The following is a 22,896-nucleotide window of genomic DNA, read 5'->3' on the forward strand; positions in this document are numbered from 1 at the left end:
ATGGCCGGCGCTGGCGAATACCTGGTGGTGCGGGTGATGCGCACGCCGCCGCATGCGACGCGGCCGGCCAGATCACGCAGGGTGCGTTGCCCGCGGCGGCTTTGGCGACGGGATTGCCGAACGGTGGGATAACGGCTGGATGATGGGCATCGCGAATCACGTGACGCGCGATGCGGCCGGCGTATCGTACGAAGCACGCGGAATTCGGCCGCACGCGGAATTCGACGTGATCCCGGACGATGCGTCCGACGCCGGTTATGGCCGCGCTGTACTGCGCGCCGCGACACTCGCCGGCGAAGCTGCACGGTCGCACCGGACGCGGAGCACCATGCGAGACCGACCAAACCAGCGCGCGCGCTGGCGGCCAGAAGCGCGACGGGTCACGGCAGCGGCCTTCAACGGTTTGGCGCGGGTTCCCTGAAGAAATCGAGCAACTGGCGCGTCAGGAAGGCCGGATTCTCGTCCGGCAGCCAATGGCCCGTATTCGGCGCAACGGCTCCGCGCACATCCAGCGCCAGTTCCTTCGCCATGTCGAGTTCCTTGGCGCCGTTGCTCTTGTCGCCCGCGAGCGCGAGCACCGGCATCGGGAGCTTGTGCTTCATGAACGCCTTGAACTGCATCTCGTCCTGCGGGAACGCGCGATAGAGTTCGAACCCGGCGCGTAGCGCGCCCGGCGCCGCATAAGCGTCGGCGTAGACGGCGATATCGTCGTTCGACAACGCGACATGGGCCCTCTTCTTGTAGAAATCGAGAATGTAGGCGTGCTCCTTGCCCGCAATCAGCAGTTCGGCGATATCGCGCTGCTGATGCAATCCGAAATGCCAGATCTGCGGATCGGCACGGGCCTTCGCTTCGTCCCAGATGCGCGTGCCCGGCACCGGAACGTCGAGCATCGCAAGCTTCACGATCTCGGCAGGCCATTGCGCGGCGTATGCGTACGCCACCATCACGCCGATGTCGCGGCCGACGAGGTGGATGCGCGTCGCGCCGAGCTGGCGAACGAGTGCGCGGATGTCGCCCGCCATCGAGGCTTTGTCGTAGCCGCCGAGCGGCTTGTCGGATTCGCCCGCGCCGCGGTAGTCGACCGCGACGACCCGATATCCCTCTTGCGCCAGCACCGGCATCACGTGACGCCACGTGTACCAGGTTTGCGGCCAGCCGTGCAGCAGGATCACCAGCTCGCCGTCGTCCGGGCCGCCGGTCACGTAATGGAGGCGGACGTCATCGACCTGCGCGTAGCGTCGGCTGAAGCGTCGATCGAAACCGGCCGGCAGGCCGGGCGCCGGCATCCCTGACATCGATGGTTCATTCTGCATGGGTCGTCATCCGTTGCTGTGTCGGTCGCTCAGGCTCTCGACCTGTTTCACGCCCCGGAGCAGCCATGGCCGAAGTTGCCTCGTGAGGAGCGGCATGATGATCCAGGTCAGCGATGAGGTCAGCAGCGCAGAGCTGAGCGCGAGTTGGACAGGACGCTCCAACGCTGGCAGGAGCGCATTCAGTAGGTACGTGATCGACAGCAGGACCGGGTAGACGGCCAGCCACGTCACGAGAAACGTCTTCCACTTCGGTGTAGCGGGCTTGCCGGCGATCGCGAACCACGCATCCATGCCGACCGCGGCATCGCGATGTTCGTCCGATATCTCGTCGCCCTTCGCAATCAGCTTTCGCCGTTCCCCGGAGGACACCCACGCATGCAGGTGCGCCGGCGAGTCGAAGCGGTAAATCAGGTAGTTGATGCCGCTCGAATCGCTCAGGCGAACGTTTCCGAGGTGCCCCGGGTAACGCCGCGCCGCCGCGTCGATCTCGCGCGCCCAGTGATCGAATTGCCTTTCCCGCCCCGGATGAACGACGCGACTGACGACGATCGTGCTTGACTCACGCATCGTGCCGGACGGGGAAAGGCGTTGGCTGTCGTGCATCGGCTGCTGAAGCGAGTGGGCAATGCGTTGCGTCGCCTGGCGGTGTCCGATGGTCGAGGAACTCCCTCGATACGCCGTCTGGGCGAACCTGCCGGGCTGTCGCGAAAGCAAACCACGGTCCTGGCCGCACGCCGGCAGCGTCGCTCATCGCGCTGGTACTCCATGCTCCATTGAGAGGCTTGCGTCGATGGGGCCGCAGCGTCATGCGATGCCGCTGAATTCGCTATCGAACGAACGTGCGCTGTAATTTTTTCAGCGCGATCGAAAGCGGTGAGCGCGGCGGGTTACCGGCCGGCGGATCGTCGTGCGCCGAATCCTGCCCCGGCGCCGTGGTTTCGTCTGTCATTTGCGTGCCACCGTCGGCCGGTAAGGTCCGAACTCGTCCCCGATTCCGACAAGCGATCCACCATGCAGCGCCCGTCGCGCGCCACGCCCCACGTTTACGCAGCCACGTCCCGCGCCCTCGCCGTCAGCCTCGCGATCAACCTGCTGCTGCTCGCCGTCGAGACGGCGGCGGCATGGTCCGCGCATTCGTCGGGGCTGCTCGCGGACGTCGCGCACGCCGCGATCGACTTGGCGGCCGATGCGCTGATCCTCGTCGCCTGCCGGCTCGACGCGCGCCTGCCGCCGGCACGTCGGCCGACCTACGAGCCGCTCGCGCTCGCGGGCCTCGGTGCGTTGCTGGCCGTAACCGGCGCGCAGATGATCTGGCATGCACTGACCCGGTTCGATACGCCACCCAGCGTGCAGCCGGGCGCGACCGCGCTCGCGCTGGTTGCCGTCACACTCGCCGGCAAGGCCATGCTGTCGTACTGGATGCTGCGCAAGGCACGCGAGACCGGCTCCGCGCTGCTCGAGGCAAGCGGCTGGCACGTGCGGACCGATGCGCTGTCGTCGTTGCTCGCGGCGCTCGCGATGAGTGCGGCGCTGGTCGGCTTCGGCCGGCTGGACGACCTGGCCGCGCTCGCGATCGGCGCGCTCGTGATTCGCACGGGTGTCGGATTCATCCGGCGCGGCTGTGCGCAGTGGCCGGCACGGGCCGATTGGGCGAATCGCTCGACGCGCGGGTCGTGAACGGGGGGAGCCGAGCCGCTCGTTGATGCTCCGAGACGTCTGATCGACGGCACGGAAATAAAGAAGAGGCTCGCATCCCGCGAGCCTCTTTTGCGTGATGTCGCCATCGCCATGTAGTGCGTGACGCATCGATGCTGCTACCTCTCCGAACGACGCGACACTCCCGAGCAGAATCCACACGAGCGCCGCCGAGCAACGGCCATGGCATACAGCATGGGACAGTTTCGCGCGATCGAGTATGGGGACGTCTTGCATGGCGTGCCACGACGCACACGTATGCTTTGCGGGCGTCGTGCGCGACAACCGCAAGCGGGATGATCGATCGGGTTCCGCGTAACAGGCTATTGTTTGTTTTTTGTTAATACAGCCTATGGTTTGTATTTTGGCGATACATGTCATAGACTGTATTTTCCGATTACAAACGATCACCTGTCATCTCGCGGAGTGCCCGATGGCCTTTCCTGTCCAGACCCTGACCCAGTTGCGTCCGATCCTCGTCGGCTTCCGCAAATCCGCGGGGCTCACGCAGGCGCAACTGGCCGCTCGCCTCGGCATCACCCAGCAATCTTATGCTCAGTTCGAAGCCAACCCGTCGGCGGTCAGCATCGAACGGCTTTTCAAGGTGATGAACGTGCTTGGCGTTCGCATGACGCTCAGCCTCGACGAGCGGGATGCACCGGCGGAAGCGGCCGATTCGGCTTCCGCTGCCGAACTGGTGGCGCGCCGCAAGCCGGTCGCGAGCAAGCGCGGCACCACGGCCGCCAAAACCCCGACCGGCACCGCCGTCGGCGCTGCGCGGAGGCGCCCGACAGCGACGACTCGGACCACGCCACGCGTCTCGAAGCGGGAGGACTGGTGACGATGGTCGCACGCGCCCGCAGCGACCGGCTCGACCTGTGGATGAACGGCATTCCTGTCGGCTACTGGGAAATCCGGCGCGGGGTCGAACGTCTCGTCTACCTGCCGGACTGGCTCGACGATCCCCAGGGCCGGCCACTGTCATTGTCGCTCCCCTTCACGCCCGGCAACCAGCCGCACCAGGGCGCGATCGTGGCCGACTACTTCGACAACCTGCTGCCGGACAGCGAGCCGATCCGCCGCCGCATCGCGCAGCGTTACCGGCTCCGATCGACAGCGCCGTTCGAATTGCTCGCGTCGATCGGCCGCGATTGCGTCGGCGCGATCCAAATGCTGCCGCCCGACGAGACCCCGGTCGATCTCGAGGCAATCGAAGGCGCGCCGCTCGACGACGCAGCCGTTGCCGATGTGCTGCGCCACGCGACCGCCACGCCACTGCCCGGCAGCGGAGAACCGGACGGCGACCTGCGCCTGTCGATTGCCGGCGCTCAGGAAAAGACCGCGCTGCTGCGTCAGCGTAACCGCTGGCTGCGGCCGTCGGGCAGCACGCCGACGACCCACATCTTCAAGCTGCCGCTCGGGCGCGTCGGCAACATGCAGGCCGACATGCGCACGTCCGTCGAAAACGAATGGTTGTGCTCGAAGCTCGTCGCCGCGTACGGCCTGTCGGTCGCGCCGTGCGAAATCGGCCGGTTCGACGATCAGAAGGCACTCATCGTCGAGCGCTTCGACCGTCGCCCGTCGCGCGACGGCTCGTGGATCCTGCGGCTGCCGCAGGAGGACATGTGTCAGGCGACCGGCACGCCGTCGGGGGCGAAATACGAAACGGACGGCGGCCCCGGCATCGAGACGATCATGGGCATCCTCGCGAATTCGGCCGACGCTTCGCGCGACCGGATGAATTTCTTTGTCGCACAGCTTGTATTCTGGGTGTTGGCGGCGATCGACGGCCACGCGAAGAACTTCAGCATCGCGCACCTGCCCGGTAATGCGTATCGCAGCACGCCGCTGTACGACGTGCTGTCCGCGCATCCGATCATCGGTACGCGCCGCAACCAGATCCCGCCGCGCCGCGCCCGCCTGGCGATGGCCGTCTGCGGGAAGAACCGGCACTACGTGATGGGTGAAATCCAGCCGCGCCACTGGATCGCACAGGGCCGCCGTGTCGGCCTGACCGAAGACGACGTGCGGGCCGCGATGGCGGCCGTCGCAGCACGGACGGAGCCCGCGATTGCCGAAGCCGCCGCGCAGATCCCGCCGGACTTTCCCGCGGACGTGGCAGACGCGATCTTCGCGGGCATGCGTCGGCAAAGCCGCAAACTCGCGGCGGCCGATCCGGCGTGACGAATCGACCGGCCGCGACGGGCTGTCGGTCTTCGCTGCAGTACTTCGGCCCTCGGTCGACGGGTAGCCCTGACAGGATCGAAGCAGTTACGTCGTCGCAGATACGGACATCGAATGCCCCGCGCCGAACCGCTTGCCGGCCGCCGGCGCAGATCGTTCACCCGGCGTCGCGCGCGCGGGCGAGTGCCGCGAGGTTGCCCTCGCCGAACCCGTGGTGCCCCTTGCGCTGCACGATCTCGAAGAAGATCTCGCCGGGACGGCGTTTGACGAAGGTCTGGAAGAACAGCCTCGGCACGCCGTCGCTGCCGATCTCGCCGTCGACCAGCACCGCGCGGCGGCGCAGCGCGTCGAGATCGACACCATGCGCGGGCAGCCGCGCATCGACGTCGTCGTAATAGCGTGCCGGCGGCTCGATGAACTCGACGCCGTTCGCGCGCAGGGCATCGACGCACGACAGGATGTCGTCGGTGGCCAATGCGACGTGCTGCACGCCCTCGCCCGGATGGTCGGGCAGGTACGCATGCATCAGGTCGGTACGCCGCGTGCCTTCCTCGTAGACCGGAATCCGGACCGCGCCGCACGGCGACACCATTACGCGCGATTCCTCCGACACATGCCAGTGCGCGTCGATCTGGTGGATCTCGCGAAAATGCAGCAGGTCGTGGTAGAAATCCAGCCACTCCTGCATCCGTCCCGCGCCGACCGTTTGCGTGAAGTGGTCGACCTGCTGCAGGCCGACGCCCGCGCAGTCGAGATCGGTATGCGCGGTCGCGATGTCGATCGGCCGGAAATCGATGTCGAAGATGGAGATGTCGCCGACGCCGCCGCGCTGGCCGTCCCGCCCGCGCCAGCGGTCGACGAAATACAGGTGCGAATCGCCGATGCCCTGGATCGCGGGGATCTTCAACTCGCCGACGCCGACCTTTTCGCCTTCGAACGCCCACGCTCCGAGCTGGATCGCGCGTTCGAACGCGCGCCGCGCATTCGCCACGCGCAGCCCGATCGCGCAGACGCCCATCCCGTACTCCTCCGCATAGCGCGCGGCGAACGAATCGGGCTCGGCGTTGATCAGGAAATGCATCTGCCCCTGCCGGTACAACGTGACGTTCTTGCTGACGTGCCGCGCGATCGCCTTGAACCCAAGCTGCTCGAAGCGTTGCGCGAGCGCGTCCGGCACGGGCGCCGCGAATTCGACGAATTCGAGACCGGCCATCCCGAGCGGATTGGCGGCCGGATCGGCGACGGGCGGCGTATCGCTGGACAAGGGGTGGGAATTGCCGGGCATTCCAGTCTCCGGGGGCATGCGGTCGATGGGGAATCGGGCCTGTCGCGTGCGGCATGCACGGCCGATGTGGCGGCCTTGCCTCCGCCCCGAACGGGCGAGTTGTCGATGCTGCAGATTTTAACCAGATCGTTCACGGCGGCACACCCCGGCCGAACGGGATATCGTCGCACCGCCTAGTGCAAACCCGGAAAGCGTTCGATAATCGCACGGATTTGAACGATAATCGCGCACTTTATCCGATTGGCCAATTGCCGCCGCGCGGTCCGCGCCCTATTCTCCGTTCACCCATCGACTTCAATGCAGCATCGGACGCGGCGCCGCCACGATCCACGATGCGCCGTGCCAGGAGACATCGCCATGACCCCCACCTTCGACACCCTCGACGCCGCCGCCGGCGCCCGTGCGCGCAGCCAGGCCCGCAAGGCCGCGATCGGCAGCTTCGTCGGCGCCGTCGTCGACTGGTACGACTTCCTGCTGTACGGGATCGTCGCCGCGCTGGTGTTCAATTCCGAGTTTTTCCCGAAAGTCAGTCCGACGATGGGCACGCTCGCGGCGTTCGCCACCTTCGGCGTCGGCTTCCTGTTCCGGCCGCTCGGCGGCATCGTGTTCGGTCACTACGGCGACCGGCTCGGCCGCAAGCGGATGCTCGTGCTGACCGTGATGCTGATGGGGCTGTCGACGGTCGCGATCGGCCTGCTGCCGGCGTTCTCGACGATCGGCTGGTGGGCGCCCGTGCTGCTGGTGCTGATGCGCGCGATCCAGGGTTTCGCGGTCGGCGGCGAATGGGGCGGCGCGGCGCTGATGGCGGTCGAGAGCGCGCCGAAGCAGAAGAAGGCGTTCTACAGCAGCGGCGTGCAGGTCGGCTACGGCGTCGGGCTCGTGCTGGCCACCGGCATCGTCTCGATCTTGAGCCATACGCTCGGCGAGGCCGCGTTCAAGTCGTGGGGCTGGCGCCTGCCGTTCGTGTTCAGCATCGTGCTGGTGCTGATCGGGCTGTGGGTGCGCAAGAACATGGACGAATCGCAGGAGTTCGTCGAGAAGGTCGAGCACGGCAATCGCAAGCTCCGCCTGCCGGTGCTGGAAGCGCTGACGCGCCACCCGAAGGCGTTCCTGCTGATCGTCGCGCTGCGGCTTGCCGAGCTGTTCACGATGTACATCGTTACCGCGTTCGCGCTCAGCTATTCGACGACGAACCTCGGCATGTCGCGCGACCTGTTCCTGAACATCGGCCTGCTGGTGGGCGCGGTGAGCTGCGTGACGATCCCCTGCTTCGCGTGGCTGGCCGATCGCTACGGCCTGCGCCGTATCTACCTGATCGGCGCGCTGATCGGTCTTGCGTCGGCGGTGCCGTTCTTCGTCGCACTGGAAGCGCGGTCGATCGCGTGGATCGTGATCTTCTCGATCCTGTTGGCGAACGCCGCGCACGACATGGTCGTGAGCGTCCAGCAGCCGCTGTTCACCGAGCTGTTCGGCGCCGAATACCGTTACAGCGGCGCGGGCGTGGGCTACCAGTTCGCGAGCGTCGTCGGCGGCGGGTTCACGCCGTTCATCGCGGTCGGCCTCGTCAGCGTGGCCGGCGGTTCGTGGCACCTCGTCGCCGGCTACCTGGCCGTCGGCTGCCTGATCTCGCTGGTGGTCGCCGCGCGGATGCGGGCGGCGCGATGACGGCCTGAGCGGATGGCCGGTCCGATTCGCGGCCGGCCATTTCGCCATGCCGGATGACATTCGACCGGTCGCCTCTCGGGCGCGACGTCAAACACTGTCAGTTACGCGCGCCGATTCCCCCTTTTCCCGTCGGAACATGCCACGCCGCGTGCCGACCAATGGCATCATATGGGCCTACGTCAGTCACCGATACGCCCCCATATCATGTCGAATCTCATCGTCCACGGCGGCACTCCGCTGCGCGGGGACATCAAGCCGTCCGCGAACAAGAACGCCGTCCTGCCGATTCTGTGCGCCACCCTGTTGACCGATCAGCCGCTGCGCCTCGTCGGCGTGCCGGACATCACCGACGTGCGCAAGATCCTCGACATCTTCCGCACGCTCGGCAGCGACGTCTCGGTCGATTTCACGACGGGTCTGCTCGAGCTTCACCATCGCAACACCAAGTTCGATCCGGCGGTCCATCGGCTGCCCGAGGCGATGCGTTCGTCGATCATGCTGATTCCGCCGCTGCTCGCACGCTTCGGCGTCGCGCGCCTCGAGAACGACGTGAAAGGCTGCACGCTCGGCGTGCGCGAGATCGATCCGCACGTCGAGGTGTTCGAACGTTTCGGCGCTCACATCGAACGCACGCCCGATTCGCTGATCGTCCGTACCGACGGCCCGCTGACGGCCAACGATCACTGGCTCGACTACGCGTCGGTGACGACCACCGAGAACTTCGCGCTGTGCGCGACGGCCGCGAACGGCACGTCGACGCTGATGAACGCGGCCTCCGAGCCGCACGTGCAGGAGTTCTCCCAGTTCCTCGCGATGATCGGCGTCGCGATCGAGGGCATCGGCACGTCGCGGCTGTGCGTGACGGGCGGCGGCAAGCTCGGTGGCGGCGAGTTCCGCTTCGCCGAGGATTTCCACGAGATCGCGACGTTCCTCGCGCTCGGCGCGATCACCGGCGGCGACATCACGGTGCGCAACTCGTCGCCCGAGCATTTCCCGCTGATCGACCGCACGTTCGCGAAATTCGGCGTGACCGTCACGCACCGCGACGGCTGGTCGCGTGCGGAACGCGATGGCCCGCTGCGCGTGCGCCGGCCGTTCACGCAGAACATCCTGACCAAGGTCGAAGCCGCACCGTGGCCGTACCTGCCGGTCGACCTGCTGCCGATCTTCATCGCGCTCGGCGTGCGCGCGGAAGGCAGCGCGATGTTCTGGAACAAGGTCTACGACGGCGCGCTCGGCTGGTCCGGCGAACTGTCGAAGTTCGGCGCACACGTGCTGCTGTCCGACCCGCACCGGCTGATCACGTTCGGCGGGTTGCAACTGACGCCGGCGCGCGTCGAGAGCCCGTACATCATTCGCGTCGCGATCGCGCTGCTGATGGTGGCCGCGAGCATCGAAGGTCGCTCGGAAATCATGAACGCACTGCCGATTCGCCGCGCGCATCCGCATTTCGTCGAGAACCTGCGTTCGGTCGGCGCGAACGTCGAGTGGACGAGCAGCGAGTAAATCCCTGATGGATGCGGCGCGCGTAACGGTCGCGTCGCATCCGGTTCCTCGGCTTTTCATGCCGTATCGGCCGCTTCCATGCGCGGCCGCGCAGCGTTCTGCCATCGGTTGTCATCTGTTTACGGCAGCACACTGCGTACTGCTTCACGCCTCTTCCCCGCAGTCAGCGCCAGCCTGACGATGCGTCATCGGGACGTCTACTCCCGCGCCCCGCCGGCATTTTCCCGCTCACGGCACAACCAGATTCAGACCTGTCCAATTGCCCAAGCATGAGCCCGGCCATAGGTAAACGACGATTTCGACTTCGTCGCCTTCACGCAGCCCCTACTCATCGACCAGACCGGCCGGAAGGCGCACGGCCAGACTATTCCCCCACTTCGCAACCCGCATACGACCTCCTTGAATAGATGTCGTCGACTCTATATCTGCCGCTATCCAGCGGACAAGGATGGCGGATCGACCGATTTCCCGTTCCCCCACCACTCGCGCGATAATCGCCCACTCCCGCGCGAACATCGCGCACCTCCCGCCCGCCCCTGATGACGAAAAAGCCCGACCTCGACCGACGCGACTGGATTGCCGGCCTCGAAAAAGGCCTGATGATCCTGGAGGCGTTCGACAGCCAGCACGCGCGCATGACGCCCACCCAGGCCGCCGCGCGCACCGGTCTCACGCGCACGGCCGCGCGGCGCTACCTGCTGACGCTGGAATCGCTCGGCTACGTGTACACCGACGGCAAGCTGTATGGCCTCACGCCGCGCGTGCTGCGGGTCGGCTGGTCGTACTTCGATTCGGCGCGGCTGCCGCGCACGGTCCAGCCTTATCTGCAGCAACTGAGCGCATCGCTGAACGAATCGGCGTACGTCAGCGTGCTCGACGGCTGGGAGCTCGTGTTCATCGCCCGCAACGGCGTGTCGCGCGTGATGACGACGGGCTTCGTGCTCGGCGCGCGCGTGCCGGCGCCATTGACGTCGCCCGGCGTCGTGCTGCTCGCCCATCATCCCGATCGCGAAGCCGTGCGCGCGTGGCTCGACGAGACCGAGCTGCCGCCGTTCACGCCGCACACGATCACCAACAAGGCGCGGCTGCTCGAACAGGTCGACCAGGCGCGCGACGCCGGCTACGCGGCGATCGAGCAGCAATTGCAGGTCGGCGTACGCGGGATCGCGGTGCCGCTGAAGAACCGTCACGGCGAAGTCGTCGCCGCGCTCAGCACGAACATGCCGATCGGCGCGGAGACGACCGACGCGGCCGTGCGGCGCGTGCTGCCGCATCTGCAGGAAGCCGCGCTCGCGATGCTCAACGTGCTGTAGCGACCGGCGTCGGCGTCACCCGATCCGCCACCACCGCGGCAGCAGATTGCGCACTTCGCGCCGTCGGTAACGGTCGTCGATCAGATGCACGACGCCTTCGTCGTGCTCGGTGCGGATCACGCGCCCCGCCGCCTGCACGACCTTCTGCAGCCCCGGATACAGGTACATGTAGTCGTAACCGTTGCCGAAGCGCGCGTCCATCGCGCGCCGCATCTGCTCGTTGATGTCGTTGACCTGCGGCAGCCCGAGCGTCGCGATGAACGCGCCGATCAGCCGCTCGCCCACCAGATCGACGCCTTCCGAGAAGGCCCCGCCCAGCACCGCGAAGCCCACGCCGCGTCCACCGGCGTCGAAGCGCGCGAGAAACGCGTCGCGCTCGCTTTCGGCCATGCCGGGCGCCTGCGCCCACACGGGAACGTCCGGATGGCGCGTCTGCATCAGCGCGACCACGCGCCCGAGGTAGTCGAAGCTGCTCAGAAAGCCGAGATAGTTGCCGGGCCGGGCCGCGTATTGCGCGGCGATCAGGTCGGCGATCGGCTCGAGCGAGCGATCGCGGTCGCGCCAGCGTGTCGACACGTGGCTTGCCACGCGCACCGTCAGTTGCTCGGCGCGAAACGGCCCGTCGACGTCGAGCCAGCCCGTGTCGCCGGGCAGCCCCAGCGTGTCGCGGTAGAAATGGAACGGGCTCAGCGTGCCCGAGAACAGCACGGTCGCCCGCGCGGCTTCGTAGCGCGGCGCGAGGAAGCCGGCCGGGATCACGTTGCGCACGCACAGCGTCGACTGGGCGCGGCGCCGGCGGCCGGCCGTCGCGACGCCGTCGAGTCCTGGCTGGCGCGGCATCGGTTCGCCATGCAGCGTCGCGTCGAAGATCGACGCACTGTCGAACGCTTCGGCCAGCACGCCGAACTGGATCGCCTCGAAATGAAAGCGCAGCAGCGCGTCGCCGTTCGCGCGCGGTGCGTCGGTCAGGTGTTCGCCGATCGCTGCGACGAGGTTTTGCACGGCCGACACGATCGGGCCCGGCACGTCGGGATAGGCCGCATAGCGCTCGGCCTGCGTACGATTGAGCGTGCCCCACGCGCGGGCGAGCCGGTCGAACGCCTTGCGCAGCGCGGCAGGCGCGGCTTCGCGCGCAGCCGCGAACGCGAACGGATCGAGCGACGCGCTGTACATCTTGCGCGCGCGGTCGAGCAGGTTGTGCGCTTCGTCGACGAGCACGCCGACCCGCCACTGATTCTGCTGCGCGAGCGTGTGCAGCATCGCGCTGCCGTCGTAGTAGTAGTTGTAGTCACCGATCATCATGTCCGACCAGCGTGCAAGCTCCTGCGCCAGGTAATACGGACAGACGTCGTGCGCGAGCGCCGCGGTGCGCACGGTATCGCGATCGAGCAGCCCGGCCTCGATCGCCGCATCGCGCGCGGCCGGTAGCCGGTCGTAGAAGCCTTTCGCGAGCGGGCACGATTCGCCGTGGCACGCGAGGTCCGGATGCTCGCACGCCTTGTCGCGCGCGACGAGTTCCAGCACGCGCAGCGGCAGCGCGGGCGTGCCGGCGCCGAGGGTCGTCGCCGCTTCGAGCGCGAGCGCGCGGCCAGGCGTTTTCGCGGTGAGGAAGAACACATGGTCGAGCTCGCCCTCGCCGCATGCCTTCAGCAGCGGGAACACGGTGCCGAGCGTCTTGCCGATGCCGGTCGGCGCCTGCGCCATCAGGCACTGCTCGTCGCGCGCCGCGCGATAGACGGCCACCGCCAGCTCGCGCTGGCCGCTGCGGAACTGCCCGTGCGGAAACGCGAGCGCACGCAGCGCCGCGTCGCGGGCGGCGCGATGGGCCGTCTCGCGTTCGGCCCAGCCGACGAAGCACGCGCACTGCTCGGCGAAGAACGTCGCTAGCGTGGCGGCATCGAGCGTTTCCGTCAGCACGGTCTCGCGCTCGGACACGATGTCGAAATACACGAGCGCGACGTCGATTTCCTTGAGGTCGCGCGCATCGCACATCAGGTGCGCATAGACCTTCGCCTGCGCCCAGTGCAGCGCGCGATGGTTGGCCGGCATCGCGTCGAGGCTGCCGCGATAGGTCTTGATTTCCTCGAGCCGGTTCGCCACGGGATCGTAGCCGTCCGCGCGGCCGCGCACGGTGAGCGTGCCCCACGTGCCCGTCAGCGCGATCTCGGTTTCGTAGCGTGCACCGCGCTTCGACGTGACCGCGCCGTGGCCGGCGATGCCTTCGAGCGCGGTCGGCGCGGGCGTGAAGCGCAGATCGAGATCGCCGCGCCGCGCGGTGAACTCGCACATCGCCCGCACCGCGACGACGTAGCTCATGCGGACAGCCCCGCCGCTTCGGCATGCGCGATGCTGTCGCCAGCCCACTCGACGTCGACGACGCGCACCGGCATGCGGTGGGCGAGGCAATAGGCGAGCCAGCGCGTCTGATTGTCCTGCAGCCGGTCGCCGGGGCCCTTCACCTCGATCAGCTCGTAGCGGTGCTCGTCGGGCCAGAAGCGGACGAGATCGGGCAAGCCGGAGCGGTTGCTGCGGATATCCGCGAGCAGGCGTGTGAACCACAGCCGCAAGTGCTCGGGCGGCAGGCACGCGAGCGCTTCGTCGAGCAGTGCGTCGGTCAGCACGCCCCAGAACACGAACGGCGACTGCAGCCCGGTTTTCGTCGCGAAATGCCGGCGGATCGTGTCGCGGTATGCGCCCGAATCGAGCTGCGCGAAGCAGGTGTCGAAGGCCGCCGCGCGGCGCACCGCGAAATCGGGCGCGTGCAGGTCAGCCGGGCCGCGCTGGAACGGGTGGAAGAATGCGCCGGGTACGGCCGCGAACACGGGCTCCCAGCACAGCAACCCGAACAGCGAATTGATCAGCGTGTTTTCGACGTAGTGAACCGGTGACGCCGGCTGCGCGAGATGGTCGCGTACCGCGAATTCGACGCTGACGGACACGTCGGGGCGGGCGAGCACGAGCGTCTCGCGCGGCACGGCCGCTGCAGCGGCCGCGCGTTCGACCCGCTGGCCGGCGCGGCGCTGCAGGCGCGGCAGCATGCGCTCGACCCGCTGGCGTTCCTCGTCGCTCTCGAAGCCGCCGCGCGCGTCGAGCGCCAGCGCGAGCGCGTCGTCGTCGCGCCCGCAGCGTTCGAGCACGCGGATGCGCCGGTGGCGGCTGCCGGGCCACGCGCTGCGCGTGTATGCGTCGAGCGCGGCGCACCAGTCGGCACGGCGCTCGCACGCTTGGCCGAGCGCGAACAGCAGCTTCGCGCGGCGCGTCGCGAGCCATGGCTGCGCGCAGTCGACTGCGTCCAGCGCGCGGATCAGGTCGTCGAACGGCAGATCGTCGGGCCACGCTTCGAGCGCGTCGCGGCACATCTGCAGCGCCAGATACGCGTCGACGTCGCCGCGCTGCTGAAACGCACGCGACGATGGCGCGATCGGCACGCTTTCGTACTGGAACACGCCGAGATCGGCGAGCACGAATTCGCTCCAGTCCTGATGCAGATTGCCGAAGAACATCAGCCGCAGCCGGTCGCACAGCGCGCCGACCGTCACGCGCAGCACGCGGTCGTCGGGCTGCGCGCACCAGGCGTCGAGCGGTTGCGCGACGTCGTGCGTGGGCCGCAGCCGCTCGAGCCAGTCGGCCTTGCGCTCGCCCGCATGCGCGGCGAGCGCCGGAAAGATGCGCAGCAGCTCGGCCTTGGTCGACAGCGCGAACAGCGCGTCGAGCGTGAGCGCAGGCGCCGGATCGACCCAGCCGAGCGCGACGAGCGGTGCGGCGGCATCGAGCGTGCAGCCGATCTCGTCGTACACGAGCTTGCTCGCGCGGAAATCGGACCCGTTGCGCATCAGCATCCGCACGAGCAGCGCGCGCGACGCCTGCGGCAGCGTCGCGAACTGCCGGACGAATGCGTGCTCGTGCGCGTCGAACAGGTCGTCGTAACGCTCGCCGAGCCAGGCCAGCGCGCGTTCGAAATTGGTCAGGTAGTAAAACGCCGGAGGCGTCGGCGAGGCAGGCGTCACGGGATCGATCACTGTACGTTTGTACAGGTCGGAATCATATCAAATATGACGGGCCATGCCGCGCGCGGCATCGCCCTTCCGCCGCCCGGCCCCGGTCAGAACTGGTAATTTACCGACATGTCGAACACGCCGTTGGTCGACTGCTGGGTGATCGGGCTGCGCGCGGCGCGGCCGACGAGCTGCTCGAGCGCGCCGTCCACCGTGACGAACCAGTGCTTGTTCACGAACCACACCATCGTCATGCCCACGCCGGCCGACTTGATCCCGGCCCCCGACGAATAGGCCGGCAGCCCCGAGCGCGCGGCGGCGCCCGGGTTCACGCCGAACCAGCTGTTCATGTAGCGGGAGTCGGCGAACGTCACGGTCGGCCCCGCGAACCAGAAGAAGTGCTCGTTGCTGCCGGGCATCGGCATGTACGCGGAGAAATCGCCGGCCCAGCCGTTCGACCCGCCGATGCTGCGCCGGACGTCCGCGCGCAGCACGAGCGGGAAATCCTTCGAGACCACATAGTCGGCCGCGAGCTTCATCACGGGCGCCGCGTTGATGTTGTCGAGACCGTTCAGGTGGCCGAGATCGTCGGCCGAACGACGTCCGAGGTCATAGCCGACCGACAAACTCACGCGCCAGTTCGGCCCGCGCAGCACGTTCGCGCCGAGTCCCTCGCCGGTCGACAGGAAGAACAGGTCGCGATAGCGGATGTCGAAATTCGGGCCGCCCATCACGCGATAGCGGTCGGAGCCCGCATAGCGCGGCTGCAGCGTCATCGCGGCGCCGACGCTCACCTGCCAGGTGGGGATGTTCGGATCGAAGAGTTTCTGGAGCGGGACGCCCGCCGTGTACTGCCATTCGCCGAGCGGCGAAGGCGTCTGGGCCGACGCGTCGCGGGCGCCAGCGGCGGCGAGCGCCGCGAATGCCGAGAGGCTGGATACGAACCGGCGTGCGCCGGGTGACTGCAACAGGCGAGCAACAGTGGTCAAGGCGATCTCCGTCGGCTGCACGAAACGAACCTGAGGGAAAGCGCGTCGCGCTTCACCGGCTGCAACGGCAGGCAGCCAGCGGCGCGAACGTAGCATGCGCTGAATTAACGGACATCCTACGCGACGCGCGCACAGACGCAAAGCGCCCGTTGTGTACGGGCACTTTGCCGGAATCCGGCATGAGCCGGGGGATGATTGCGGAATCAGAAACGCTCGACGTGATAGTCGCCGGCGAGCGCGGCCGGACTGCGCGTCGACATCATTCGCGAGAAGCCGTCGGCGAGCCGGCCGAGCGCGAGCTGCTTCTGGCTCGCGTCCCAGTGCGTGTAAGTGTCGTACGCGGCATCGTCGAACGAAACGGTGACGGCGACCGGGCGGCCGCTGGCGCGAAAACCGATCTGCAGCACGCCGCCCGGCAACTCCTCGATGTGATAGTGCAGCGAACGCGATTCGAAATAGCGGCCCAGTACCTGAGCGATCGCGCGCTTGTCTGGCGATTGCACGTGAATGTCCATGACGGTCCTCCTTTTCAGTGTTCGCGCGGCCGGTGGCGGCACACTGCCCCCGCCCGGCATCCGCATCGGCGGCGGGTTCGACGGCGGGTCGCCCTGCGGCAAGCCGTCGGGCACGGGCGGATCGACTGGGTCGTCATGGCCGGGCGCCGGCGGATCGGGGTCGACGTCGGGTGTCGTCGGTTCGGGGCGGTGCAGCATGGATGGCGTGTTCATGTCACTCCTGCGCGACGGCGCGCGCATCTCGATGGCGAAGCGAGCCCCCGCAAGCGCCGTGCCTGCTCCCGCGCCGTGAACCGCGGTCGCCCGGTTCAGGCGTCGTAAGCCGCCATGACGAGCCACATCGTGCGTCCCTCGGCGCTCAGTTGCACGGCGAGCGCGAACGGATCGGACGGTTCGCATCGCGCGACGAGCGCCTGCTGCGCACGTTCGGGACCGTCGTAGACGGTGTCGTTCAGTGCGCGCACCTCGTCCTTACCGTCGAACATGCGCCGCTCCGGTCGATAGACCAGCGATTCGCGCTTCCATGTGGCGAAACGCTCGCGTACGTGGCCGAAGTCGCCGCCGCAGACGTTCGCGTCGTAACGTATCCTTTCCCTGGCTGCATTCATCGCGATGTCCTCTCGTCCATACCGGACGCGTGTGCGTCGTATCCGCATGCCCGGCCGGTCCCGCCGGCTTGCAAGCGTCGTGCCGCGGATGCCGCGGGTACGCCGCTTGCGCCTTCTCATCGACAAGGAGGTTCGATCATGACCGCTCACGCCCCCGGTCGCCGCGACGCCGTGTCAGCGGCTGCCGGCCTGCTCCGGCTCGCCACGTCGCGTCCGCCGTCCGAAGACAAGACGGAGGAGCGCATCGACGAAGGGCTCGAGGAGACGTTCCCGGCCAGCGACCCGCCCGCCGTCGGCGGTGCGACGCGTATCGACCCCGCCAAGCCGTCCGGCGAGCACGAACGTCGCGCGCCGCACGTCCCTTCCCCGCCCCGCGATCACGGCTGACGGCGGCACCCGGCGCGCGGTGCAATGGCAGTGCGCGCGCCGGCCAGATCAGGAGGCAATCCGATGAAGGTCCTTGAACGCAGATGGCATGAAATCAGCGGCGCTGCCGGCGTCGCTGCGCTGGCCGCGATCGAAAGCGCGGTGGTGCTGGCGATCGTCACGATGACGGGCATCGGCCACTGACGTCCCGCGTCGACGCCGCAGCTGCCGCCGTGGAAGATGTACAAGCGGGCTGGCAAATTTCTCCGTCGCTCGGCAACTCAGGCTCGGCGTGTGCGCATCGCGCGCGGCACGCGGCCTGCTCCCGTATCGTCCCGATCACGAAGGAGGCGTTCATGTATCGCGTCAACGAGATCATGTCGCGCGACGTAGTGTGCGTCGCGCCGACCGACACGATTCGCCATGCGGCCGAATTGATGCAGCGCTTCGATATCGGCGTGCTGCCCGTGTGCGACGGCACCGAGCTCGTCGCGATCGTGACCGATCGCGACCTCGCGGTGCGGGCGCTGTCGCACGGCCACTCGCCCGATACGCCCGTGCAGGCGGTCGCGTCCAGGCCCGTGCAGTGGTGCGTCGAGGACGACGGCGTCGGCGACGTCCAGCAGCGGATGGCCGACGTACAGTTGCACCGCTTGCCGGTGCTCGATCGCAGTCTGAAGCTCGTCGGCATGGTGTCGCTCGGCGACATCGCGACGCGCGCGGGTGGCCCGGCGCGCGACGAGCTGGCCAATACGCTCGAGGACGTATCGCTGCCGCGCCGCCGCTGACCGATTGGCGTCCCCCCATCATCCCGCGCGGCCTGTTGCCCCGACGAAATACGCGCGCAATGAATTTGCGCGCGTACCGGGTTGCCGCTTCGACCAGGAGGTTTTCGATGACAACGGACAAACCGTCGCGCGACGCCGCGCGCATCGTCGGCGCGACTCCGCGCACGGCCGGAGGCGGGCCGGGGCCCGACGTGATGGCCGCCAGCACGTTCGAAGGCGATCGCGTGCTGACGATCGATGGCGACGATATCGGCAAGATCGCCAACATCATGCTGGACGTGCGCGCCGGGCGGATCGCGTATGCGGTCGTGTCGTCCGGCGGCCTGCTGGGAATCGGCGACAAGCTGCTCGCGGTGCCGTGGAATGCGCTCGTGCTCGATGCCGAGCGCCAATGCTTCGTGCTGCCCGTCGACACCGCCCGTGTGCGCGAAGCGCCCGGCTTCGACAAGAGCCGCTGGCCCGCAATGGCCGACCCCGAATGGGCCGAAGCACTGCATGCGTACTACGGCCGTTCGCCGTACTGGCTGATCGAGGAAGGCGAAACGGCGCTGGACTCGCCGCCGTACGAGGCGTCGCCGGGCGGCCCCGAAGACGGCACGCGGCAGCACTGACGCCAGCCTGCCGCAAAGCCGGTCACTGCGCGCCGGCCACCGTCTTCGCGAGTTGCCGCGCGGCGTTCAGGTGTGCGTTCAACACCGGCAGCGTGCGGGCCGCGAACGCGCGAAGCTGCGGGTCGCGGCCGTCTTTCGCCTCGGTTTCGTAAAGCCGGATCGCCGCTTCGTGCGCGGGCGGACCGGCCAGCGCCACGTACGCCGTATCGAACGCGCGCCCCTCCTTTGCTCGCAATGCCGTGACCGCCGGATCGACGAGCATCCGCGTCTGGACCGGCACGCCTTTCTGCGCACCGATGTGGCGCAATTCGTCCGCGATACGCGCGTGATCGTCGAGCATCCGGCGCGCGAAGGCCTTCACGTCCGCGTTCGACGAACGGTCGAGCGCGAGTTGGCTGGCCTGTCGCTCCACCTTGCCGAGCATGCCCGCCTTGTCGACGAACTCGGCGTCGATGCCGATCGGCCGCTGCGTCAGGCCGGGCTCGTCGGCGGTGGGGCCCGGACGGATGACGCCCGGCGCGACCTGCGCGGACGAAGCGGGCGGCGCTTGCGCGTGCGAGAGCGCGAACGTCAGGACGCCGGCGGCGGCAGTCAGCGTGACGACCGCCACTGGCCGACGCCCGCCCCGCTTCATCCTCCGGATTGTTCGGTTTGTGCTCATCCGGGCCTCCGTGTCGTGCGACGGAGCGGGTCCTCGGTGCGGCTTGCCGTCATGCGGGACGATGGGCCGACGTGAAGAAATCGGGCCACGCGCCGTTGTCCCAAGCGCCCTCGGTGCGCTCCACCGACAGCGCGCCGGCGGCGAGCATCGTCCGCTCCGCGAACGTGATCGTGCGTCGCGTCACGTGCGCCGCCAGCACCACGCCGTTTTCGCATTGTTTCAGCGCGCCGTGCCCCTCCGGCGCATCGCCGCGCATCCGGCTGAGCGCGCCGCACAACGCGCCGACATAGCCACCCACGAGCGGCACGCCGATCCACGCGAGCGGGGAATGCAGCCCGCCCAGATACAGCAGCGCGGCCCCGGCGAGCCCGACGATCGCGCCGATGGCCACGCCTTCCAGTGCACCGAGGCCGCCCGGCCGCGCGGCGGAGTCCGCATAGACGTCGCCGCCGAGCCAGAACAGCGCGTGCTGTCCGGGCGGATTGAGAAAGAAGACCTTCACGTCGTCCCGGTGCATGGCGTGCCCGCGCAATTGCTCCGCGCAGCGTTCCGCCTGCTCGAGCCGCGAGAAACGGCCCGCGATGATGGTGTCCATGTCGAACCTCCTGCCCGGTGACGCGCAGGGTCGCGGGCGCGCGACGCCCGATCGGCCCGGCGCTGGCCCGCGCATCACGTTACTTCCGGCGGATCTGCAGCTTGTCGCGCACGCCGCTCACGCCGCTGACGTCGTGCGCGACGCGGACCGCGGTCGCGCGTTGCCGCTCGTCGGGCACGTTGCCCGTGAGCTCGGCCACGCGGTCACGCACCTGCACGTCGATGTCGCCGGAGGCCAGACCGCGTTCGGCGACGAGCGCGGCCCTGACACGGGACGCGAGCGTCGCATCGCGGATCTGGCCCCCGACGGCCGACGCCTGGCTCGCGAGCTTCGCACGCGTGCCCTCCTCGGCCGATGCGTAGCGGGGTGTCGCGATCCATGCACACGACAGCATCAGTATGCTCGCGATCGGCACGACCGGCGTTCTGCGTCGCGTGCGCGCCGGCTTGCCGCCGGTGCGGTCGTGCCGCGTGTGTTCCGTTGCGTCCATCGTGCCTCCTTTTTCGTATGCGATCGACCCGCCGCCGCGCCGTATGGATACGGCTGGCTACCGCTCGCGCGGCTTCCCGTCTGCCGTGTCTCCCGTATCACCCGCGTCATCCGGTACGACGTCGACGATCACGCTCGCGAGCGTCGGCATGTCGACCGGCTTGCACAGATACGCATCGAACCCCGCGGCCATCACCCGGCGCCGGTCGGCCTTGCCGGCGTGCGCGGTCACCGCGACGACCGGCAGATGTCCTCCGCCGTTCGGCAAGCGCCGGATTCGGTCCAGCAGCCAGTAACCGTCGCCGTCCGGCATCGCGAGATCCGACAGCACGACGCTCGGCGGCTGCCGCTCCACCGCTTCGAGTGCATCGTGCCCCGACCGCGCGGTCGATACCTGTGCGCCCATCGTTTCGAGCGCTGCCGCGAGGCTGGTCCGGGACGTTGCGTCGTCGTCGACCACCAGCACGCGCTGGCCGTCGAGCGCGACCGTGTCGGACGCGCCCTTCGTCCGCGACGGCTGCTCCGTCGGATCGTCGGCGTCCCAGCCGGCCGGCAGCGTCACCGTGACGGTCATGCCGCGCCCGGCGCCCGCGCTCGTCGCGACCACCTCGCCGCCGTGCAGCTGCGCGATGTTGCGCACGATCGACAGGCCGAGCCCTAAACCGCGCTTCGGCGACGTGAACGCGCCTTCCGGCCGACTGAACGTGTCGAACAGGTGCGGCAGGTACTCCGGCGCAATCCCTTGCCCGGTGTCGGAGACGGACAGCCGCACGCGCTCGCCGGCGCGCGTCAGCGACACGTTGATGCGGCCGCCCGGCGGCGTGAACTTGATCGCGTTCGACAGCAGGTTCGACAGGAGCTGGCGCAGCCGTTCGCCGTCCGCCGGAATCACGCAGGCCGGCATCGCGTATTCCGTCGACAGCACGAGCCCGTTCGCCTGGGCGGTCGCGTCGAGTTCACGTGCGGCGTCGCGCACGATCCGCACGAGGTCGACCGGCACGCGTTCGAGACGCAGCCGGCCGGTCGCGAGGGACGAGGCGTCGAGCAGGTCGGCGACCATGTGCGACAGCGACCGCGCGCTGCGATCGATCGCGTCGACCGCCTGCTGCGCGAAGCCCTGCCCGTCGGCGTTGCGCAGTACCTCGACCCAGCCGTAGATCACGTTCAGCGGCGTGCGCAGTTCGTGCGACACCGTCGCCAGCAGCTCGTCCTTCAGCCGATTCGACGCGTCGGCCTGCACGCGCGCGTCGCGGGCGCCGCGCAGCGAGCGAAGGTGGTGGCGTTCGTTGCGGCGGCGTTCGCCCGCGTCGCGCAGCGTCAATGACAGGCCCGCGCAGTGGCCCTGCGCGTCGATGATCGGCGACGCGGCGAAGGTGGCGCGAAAACGGCCGCCGTTGGAGCGCACGCACAGTACGTCGAGCGGCCCGACCGGCGCGCGCAGGTCCGCGAACGACGCGGGCACCGCGTGCCGGCGCAACCAGCGCGGCGCGATCATCGTGACGATATCGCGGCCGTTCGCCTGGGCCGTATCGATGCCGAAGATGCTGGCGGCGGCCGGATTCCAGCTGGTGATCCTGCGCGCGGCATCGGTCCCGACGATTGCATCGGGCGACGCATCGACCACCCGGCGCAGCAGCCCGTCGTCGGAGAGGCTCACGACGGACGACGGCTCGCGGTGCGGCGGGTACGGATCGCTATCGTCGTCGCTGATCTCCCGCAACCGATCGTTCGCGAGCAGTGGCTTCACGGCCGCCACCAGCACGCATTCGACGAAGCCGATCGCGACGAACGCGCCGGCTTGCGCCAACAGCGTCGCCAGCGGCGCGTCGCGCCACAACAATGCGCCAATCACGCCGACACTCGCGGCGGTCGCGGCGAGGCCGCCGCCGAACGACGTCAGCCATGCGGCGGCCGCCACACCTGCGTAAAAAGGCAGCGGCGCAAAGGGCGCGTGCTCGCCGACAGCCCGAATCGCCCACGCTTGCAGCGCGGTCGCGAGCCCGACGGCCAGTACGACCCATGCACCTTGCCGGAACACCTCACGGGTCAGAGTCGTCATTGCATCCTTGGATCGCGCCGGCTGCCGTCGTGCGGAGGCATGCCCCTGTCGGCCATGCGGCGTGCCGTCGAACGCGCCGGGCGAGCGTGAAAACGCCAGCAAACAACGTACCTGGTGGCGCTCGGACCTCACGGTCGCGGCAATGGCGGCTGGGCGCTGCGCCCGCACTGGCTGCGTGGTGGGTCGTCTCCCTCGCCCCGCCCCGTCGCACGCCGTCGTAATGTGTGGCCGGCCGCTTTTTTCATCGGGTTTCTGT

At 68.4% G+C, this 22,896-nt stretch carries 22 protein-coding genes and 1 pseudogene; 10 read left to right on the forward strand and 13 right to left on the reverse strand.

Features of this window, described 5'->3' with window-relative positions; genetic code table 11:
- Positions 1 to 139: 139 nt before the first annotated feature.
- Entirely contained in the window at positions 140 to 421 is a 282-nt protein-coding gene (locus BLS50_RS18570; RefSeq protein ID WP_074803315.1) for a hypothetical protein, read from the forward strand.
- Here BLS50_RS18570 and BLS50_RS18575 read toward each other — a convergent pair.
- Positions 396 to 1,316: an alpha/beta fold hydrolase gene (locus BLS50_RS18575; RefSeq protein ID WP_080486888.1), complete on the reverse strand. Its 921-nt coding sequence runs from the start codon at positions 1,314 to 1,316 to the stop codon at positions 396 to 398. The genes BLS50_RS18570 and BLS50_RS18575 overlap by 26 nt on opposite strands.
- A gap of 6 nt (positions 1,317 to 1,322) precedes the next feature.
- Complete coding sequence (locus BLS50_RS18580; RefSeq protein ID WP_256334083.1) at positions 1,323 to 2,030, reverse strand: hypothetical protein; 708 nt, start codon at positions 2,028 to 2,030, stop codon at positions 1,323 to 1,325.
- Positions 2,031 to 2,327: 297 nt separating this feature from the next.
- On the opposite strand from BLS50_RS18580, the gene BLS50_RS18585 reads away from it, so the two are divergent.
- The 3 genes from BLS50_RS18585 to BLS50_RS18595 all read left to right on the forward strand — a co-directional run bounded on the left by BLS50_RS18585 (position 2,328) and on the right by BLS50_RS18595 (position 5,195).
- Complete coding sequence (locus BLS50_RS18585; protein WP_074803324.1) at positions 2,328 to 2,993, forward strand: cation diffusion facilitator family transporter; 666 nt, start codon at positions 2,328 to 2,330, stop codon at positions 2,991 to 2,993.
- Between the two features lie 451 nt (positions 2,994 to 3,444).
- Entirely contained in the window at positions 3,445 to 3,852 is a 408-nt protein-coding gene (locus BLS50_RS18590) for a helix-turn-helix domain-containing protein (protein ID WP_074803327.1), read from the forward strand.
- A gap of 2 nt (positions 3,853 to 3,854) precedes the next feature.
- A complete protein-coding gene (locus tag BLS50_RS18595) occupies positions 3,855 to 5,195 on the forward strand; it encodes a type II toxin-antitoxin system HipA family toxin (protein ID WP_074803330.1) in 1,341 nt (446 codons plus the stop codon).
- A gap of 157 nt (positions 5,196 to 5,352) precedes the next feature.
- Here BLS50_RS18595 and BLS50_RS18600 read toward each other — a convergent pair whose 3' ends face one another.
- Positions 5,353 to 6,480, reverse strand: coding sequence for a 4-hydroxyphenylpyruvate dioxygenase family protein (locus tag BLS50_RS18600; RefSeq protein WP_011547703.1), 1,128 nt, complete (start codon positions 6,478 to 6,480; stop codon positions 5,353 to 5,355).
- A gap of 357 nt (positions 6,481 to 6,837) precedes the next feature.
- Between BLS50_RS18600 and shiA the strand changes: the two genes are divergently transcribed.
- Together shiA and BLS50_RS18615 are read left to right on the forward strand one after the other, a co-directional pair.
- Entirely contained in the window at positions 6,838 to 8,145 is a 1,308-nt protein-coding gene (gene shiA / locus BLS50_RS18610) for a shikimate transporter (RefSeq protein WP_011547704.1), read from the forward strand.
- 204 nt (positions 8,146 to 8,349) lie between these two features.
- On the forward strand, positions 8,350 to 9,651 hold the full coding sequence (locus BLS50_RS18615) for a UDP-N-acetylglucosamine 1-carboxyvinyltransferase (RefSeq protein WP_023477875.1): 1,302 nt from the start codon (positions 8,350 to 8,352) through the stop codon (positions 9,649 to 9,651).
- Between the two features lie 327 nt (positions 9,652 to 9,978).
- On the opposite strand, the pseudogene BLS50_RS36560 reads toward BLS50_RS18615, so the two are convergent.
- A pseudogene (locus BLS50_RS36560) lies at positions 9,979 to 10,041 on the reverse strand (AbrB/MazE/SpoVT family DNA-binding domain-containing protein); the annotation flags it as partial.
- A gap of 149 nt (positions 10,042 to 10,190) precedes the next feature.
- Between BLS50_RS36560 and BLS50_RS18625 the strand changes: the two are divergent.
- Positions 10,191 to 10,964, forward strand: coding sequence for an IclR family transcriptional regulator domain-containing protein (locus BLS50_RS18625; RefSeq protein WP_006485222.1), 774 nt, complete (start codon positions 10,191 to 10,193; stop codon positions 10,962 to 10,964).
- A 15-nt stretch (positions 10,965 to 10,979) separates the two neighbouring features.
- Here BLS50_RS18625 and BLS50_RS18630 read toward each other — a convergent pair whose 3' ends face one another.
- The 5 genes from BLS50_RS18630 to BLS50_RS18650 all read right to left on the reverse strand — a co-directional run bounded on the left by BLS50_RS18630 (position 10,980) and on the right by BLS50_RS18650 (position 17,071).
- Positions 10,980 to 13,280, reverse strand: coding sequence for an ATP-dependent DNA helicase (locus tag BLS50_RS18630; protein ID WP_074803336.1), 2,301 nt, complete (start codon positions 13,278 to 13,280; stop codon positions 10,980 to 10,982).
- A complete protein-coding gene (locus tag BLS50_RS18635; RefSeq protein WP_074806507.1) occupies positions 13,277 to 14,971 on the reverse strand; it encodes a VRR-NUC domain-containing protein in 1,695 nt (564 codons plus the stop codon). The genes BLS50_RS18630 and BLS50_RS18635 overlap by 4 nt, the downstream gene beginning before the upstream one ends.
- Before the next feature lie 95 nt (positions 14,972 to 15,066).
- The gene (locus BLS50_RS18640) at positions 15,067 to 15,948 is read right to left on the reverse strand and encodes a MipA/OmpV family protein (RefSeq protein WP_074806510.1); all 882 of its coding nucleotides are present in this window, start codon (positions 15,946 to 15,948) and stop codon (positions 15,067 to 15,069) included.
- Between the two features lie 203 nt (positions 15,949 to 16,151).
- Complete coding sequence (locus tag BLS50_RS18645; protein WP_006479035.1) at positions 16,152 to 16,463, reverse strand: ATP-binding protein; 312 nt, start codon at positions 16,461 to 16,463, stop codon at positions 16,152 to 16,154.
- A 308-nt stretch (positions 16,464 to 16,771) separates the two neighbouring features.
- Positions 16,772 to 17,071, reverse strand: a complete 300-nt coding sequence (locus tag BLS50_RS18650) for a hypothetical protein (protein ID WP_069231125.1) — start codon at positions 17,069 to 17,071, stop codon at positions 16,772 to 16,774.
- Positions 17,072 to 17,209: 138 nt separating this feature from the next.
- Between BLS50_RS18650 and BLS50_RS18655 the strand changes: the two genes are divergently transcribed.
- From BLS50_RS18655 to BLS50_RS18665, 3 genes are all read left to right on the forward strand, one after another.
- Positions 17,210 to 17,458: a hypothetical protein gene (locus BLS50_RS18655; RefSeq protein WP_074803339.1), complete on the forward strand. Its 249-nt coding sequence runs from the start codon at positions 17,210 to 17,212 to the stop codon at positions 17,456 to 17,458.
- Between the two features lie 335 nt (positions 17,459 to 17,793).
- On the forward strand, positions 17,794 to 18,225 hold the full coding sequence (locus BLS50_RS18660; RefSeq protein ID WP_006491217.1) for a CBS domain-containing protein: 432 nt from the start codon (positions 17,794 to 17,796) through the stop codon (positions 18,223 to 18,225).
- Positions 18,226 to 18,332: 107 nt separating this feature from the next.
- Complete coding sequence (locus tag BLS50_RS18665; protein WP_074803342.1) at positions 18,333 to 18,836, forward strand: PRC-barrel domain-containing protein; 504 nt, start codon at positions 18,333 to 18,335, stop codon at positions 18,834 to 18,836.
- Between the two features lie 22 nt (positions 18,837 to 18,858).
- Here the strand turns inward: BLS50_RS18665 and BLS50_RS18670 are convergent, their stop codons facing one another.
- The 4 genes from BLS50_RS18670 to BLS50_RS18685 form a co-directional block, all read right to left on the reverse strand.
- The gene (locus BLS50_RS18670) at positions 18,859 to 19,497 is read right to left on the reverse strand and encodes a DUF4142 domain-containing protein (RefSeq protein WP_074803345.1); all 639 of its coding nucleotides are present in this window, start codon (positions 19,495 to 19,497) and stop codon (positions 18,859 to 18,861) included.
- A gap of 49 nt (positions 19,498 to 19,546) precedes the next feature.
- Complete coding sequence (locus BLS50_RS18675; RefSeq protein WP_074803348.1) at positions 19,547 to 20,092, reverse strand: hypothetical protein; 546 nt, start codon at positions 20,090 to 20,092, stop codon at positions 19,547 to 19,549.
- Positions 20,093 to 20,171: 79 nt separating this feature from the next.
- Positions 20,172 to 20,582, reverse strand: a complete 411-nt coding sequence (locus BLS50_RS18680; protein ID WP_053524397.1) for a BON domain-containing protein — start codon at positions 20,580 to 20,582, stop codon at positions 20,172 to 20,174.
- A 57-nt stretch (positions 20,583 to 20,639) separates the two neighbouring features.
- Positions 20,640 to 22,640, reverse strand: a complete 2,001-nt coding sequence (locus BLS50_RS18685) for a hybrid sensor histidine kinase/response regulator (RefSeq protein WP_074803351.1) — start codon at positions 22,638 to 22,640, stop codon at positions 20,640 to 20,642.
- Positions 22,641 to 22,896: the final 256 nt, after the last annotated feature.

It is taken from the genome of Burkholderia orbicola, from assembly GCF_900100915.1.
GTDB classification, from domain to species: domain Bacteria; phylum Pseudomonadota; class Gammaproteobacteria; order Burkholderiales; family Burkholderiaceae; genus Burkholderia; species Burkholderia orbicola.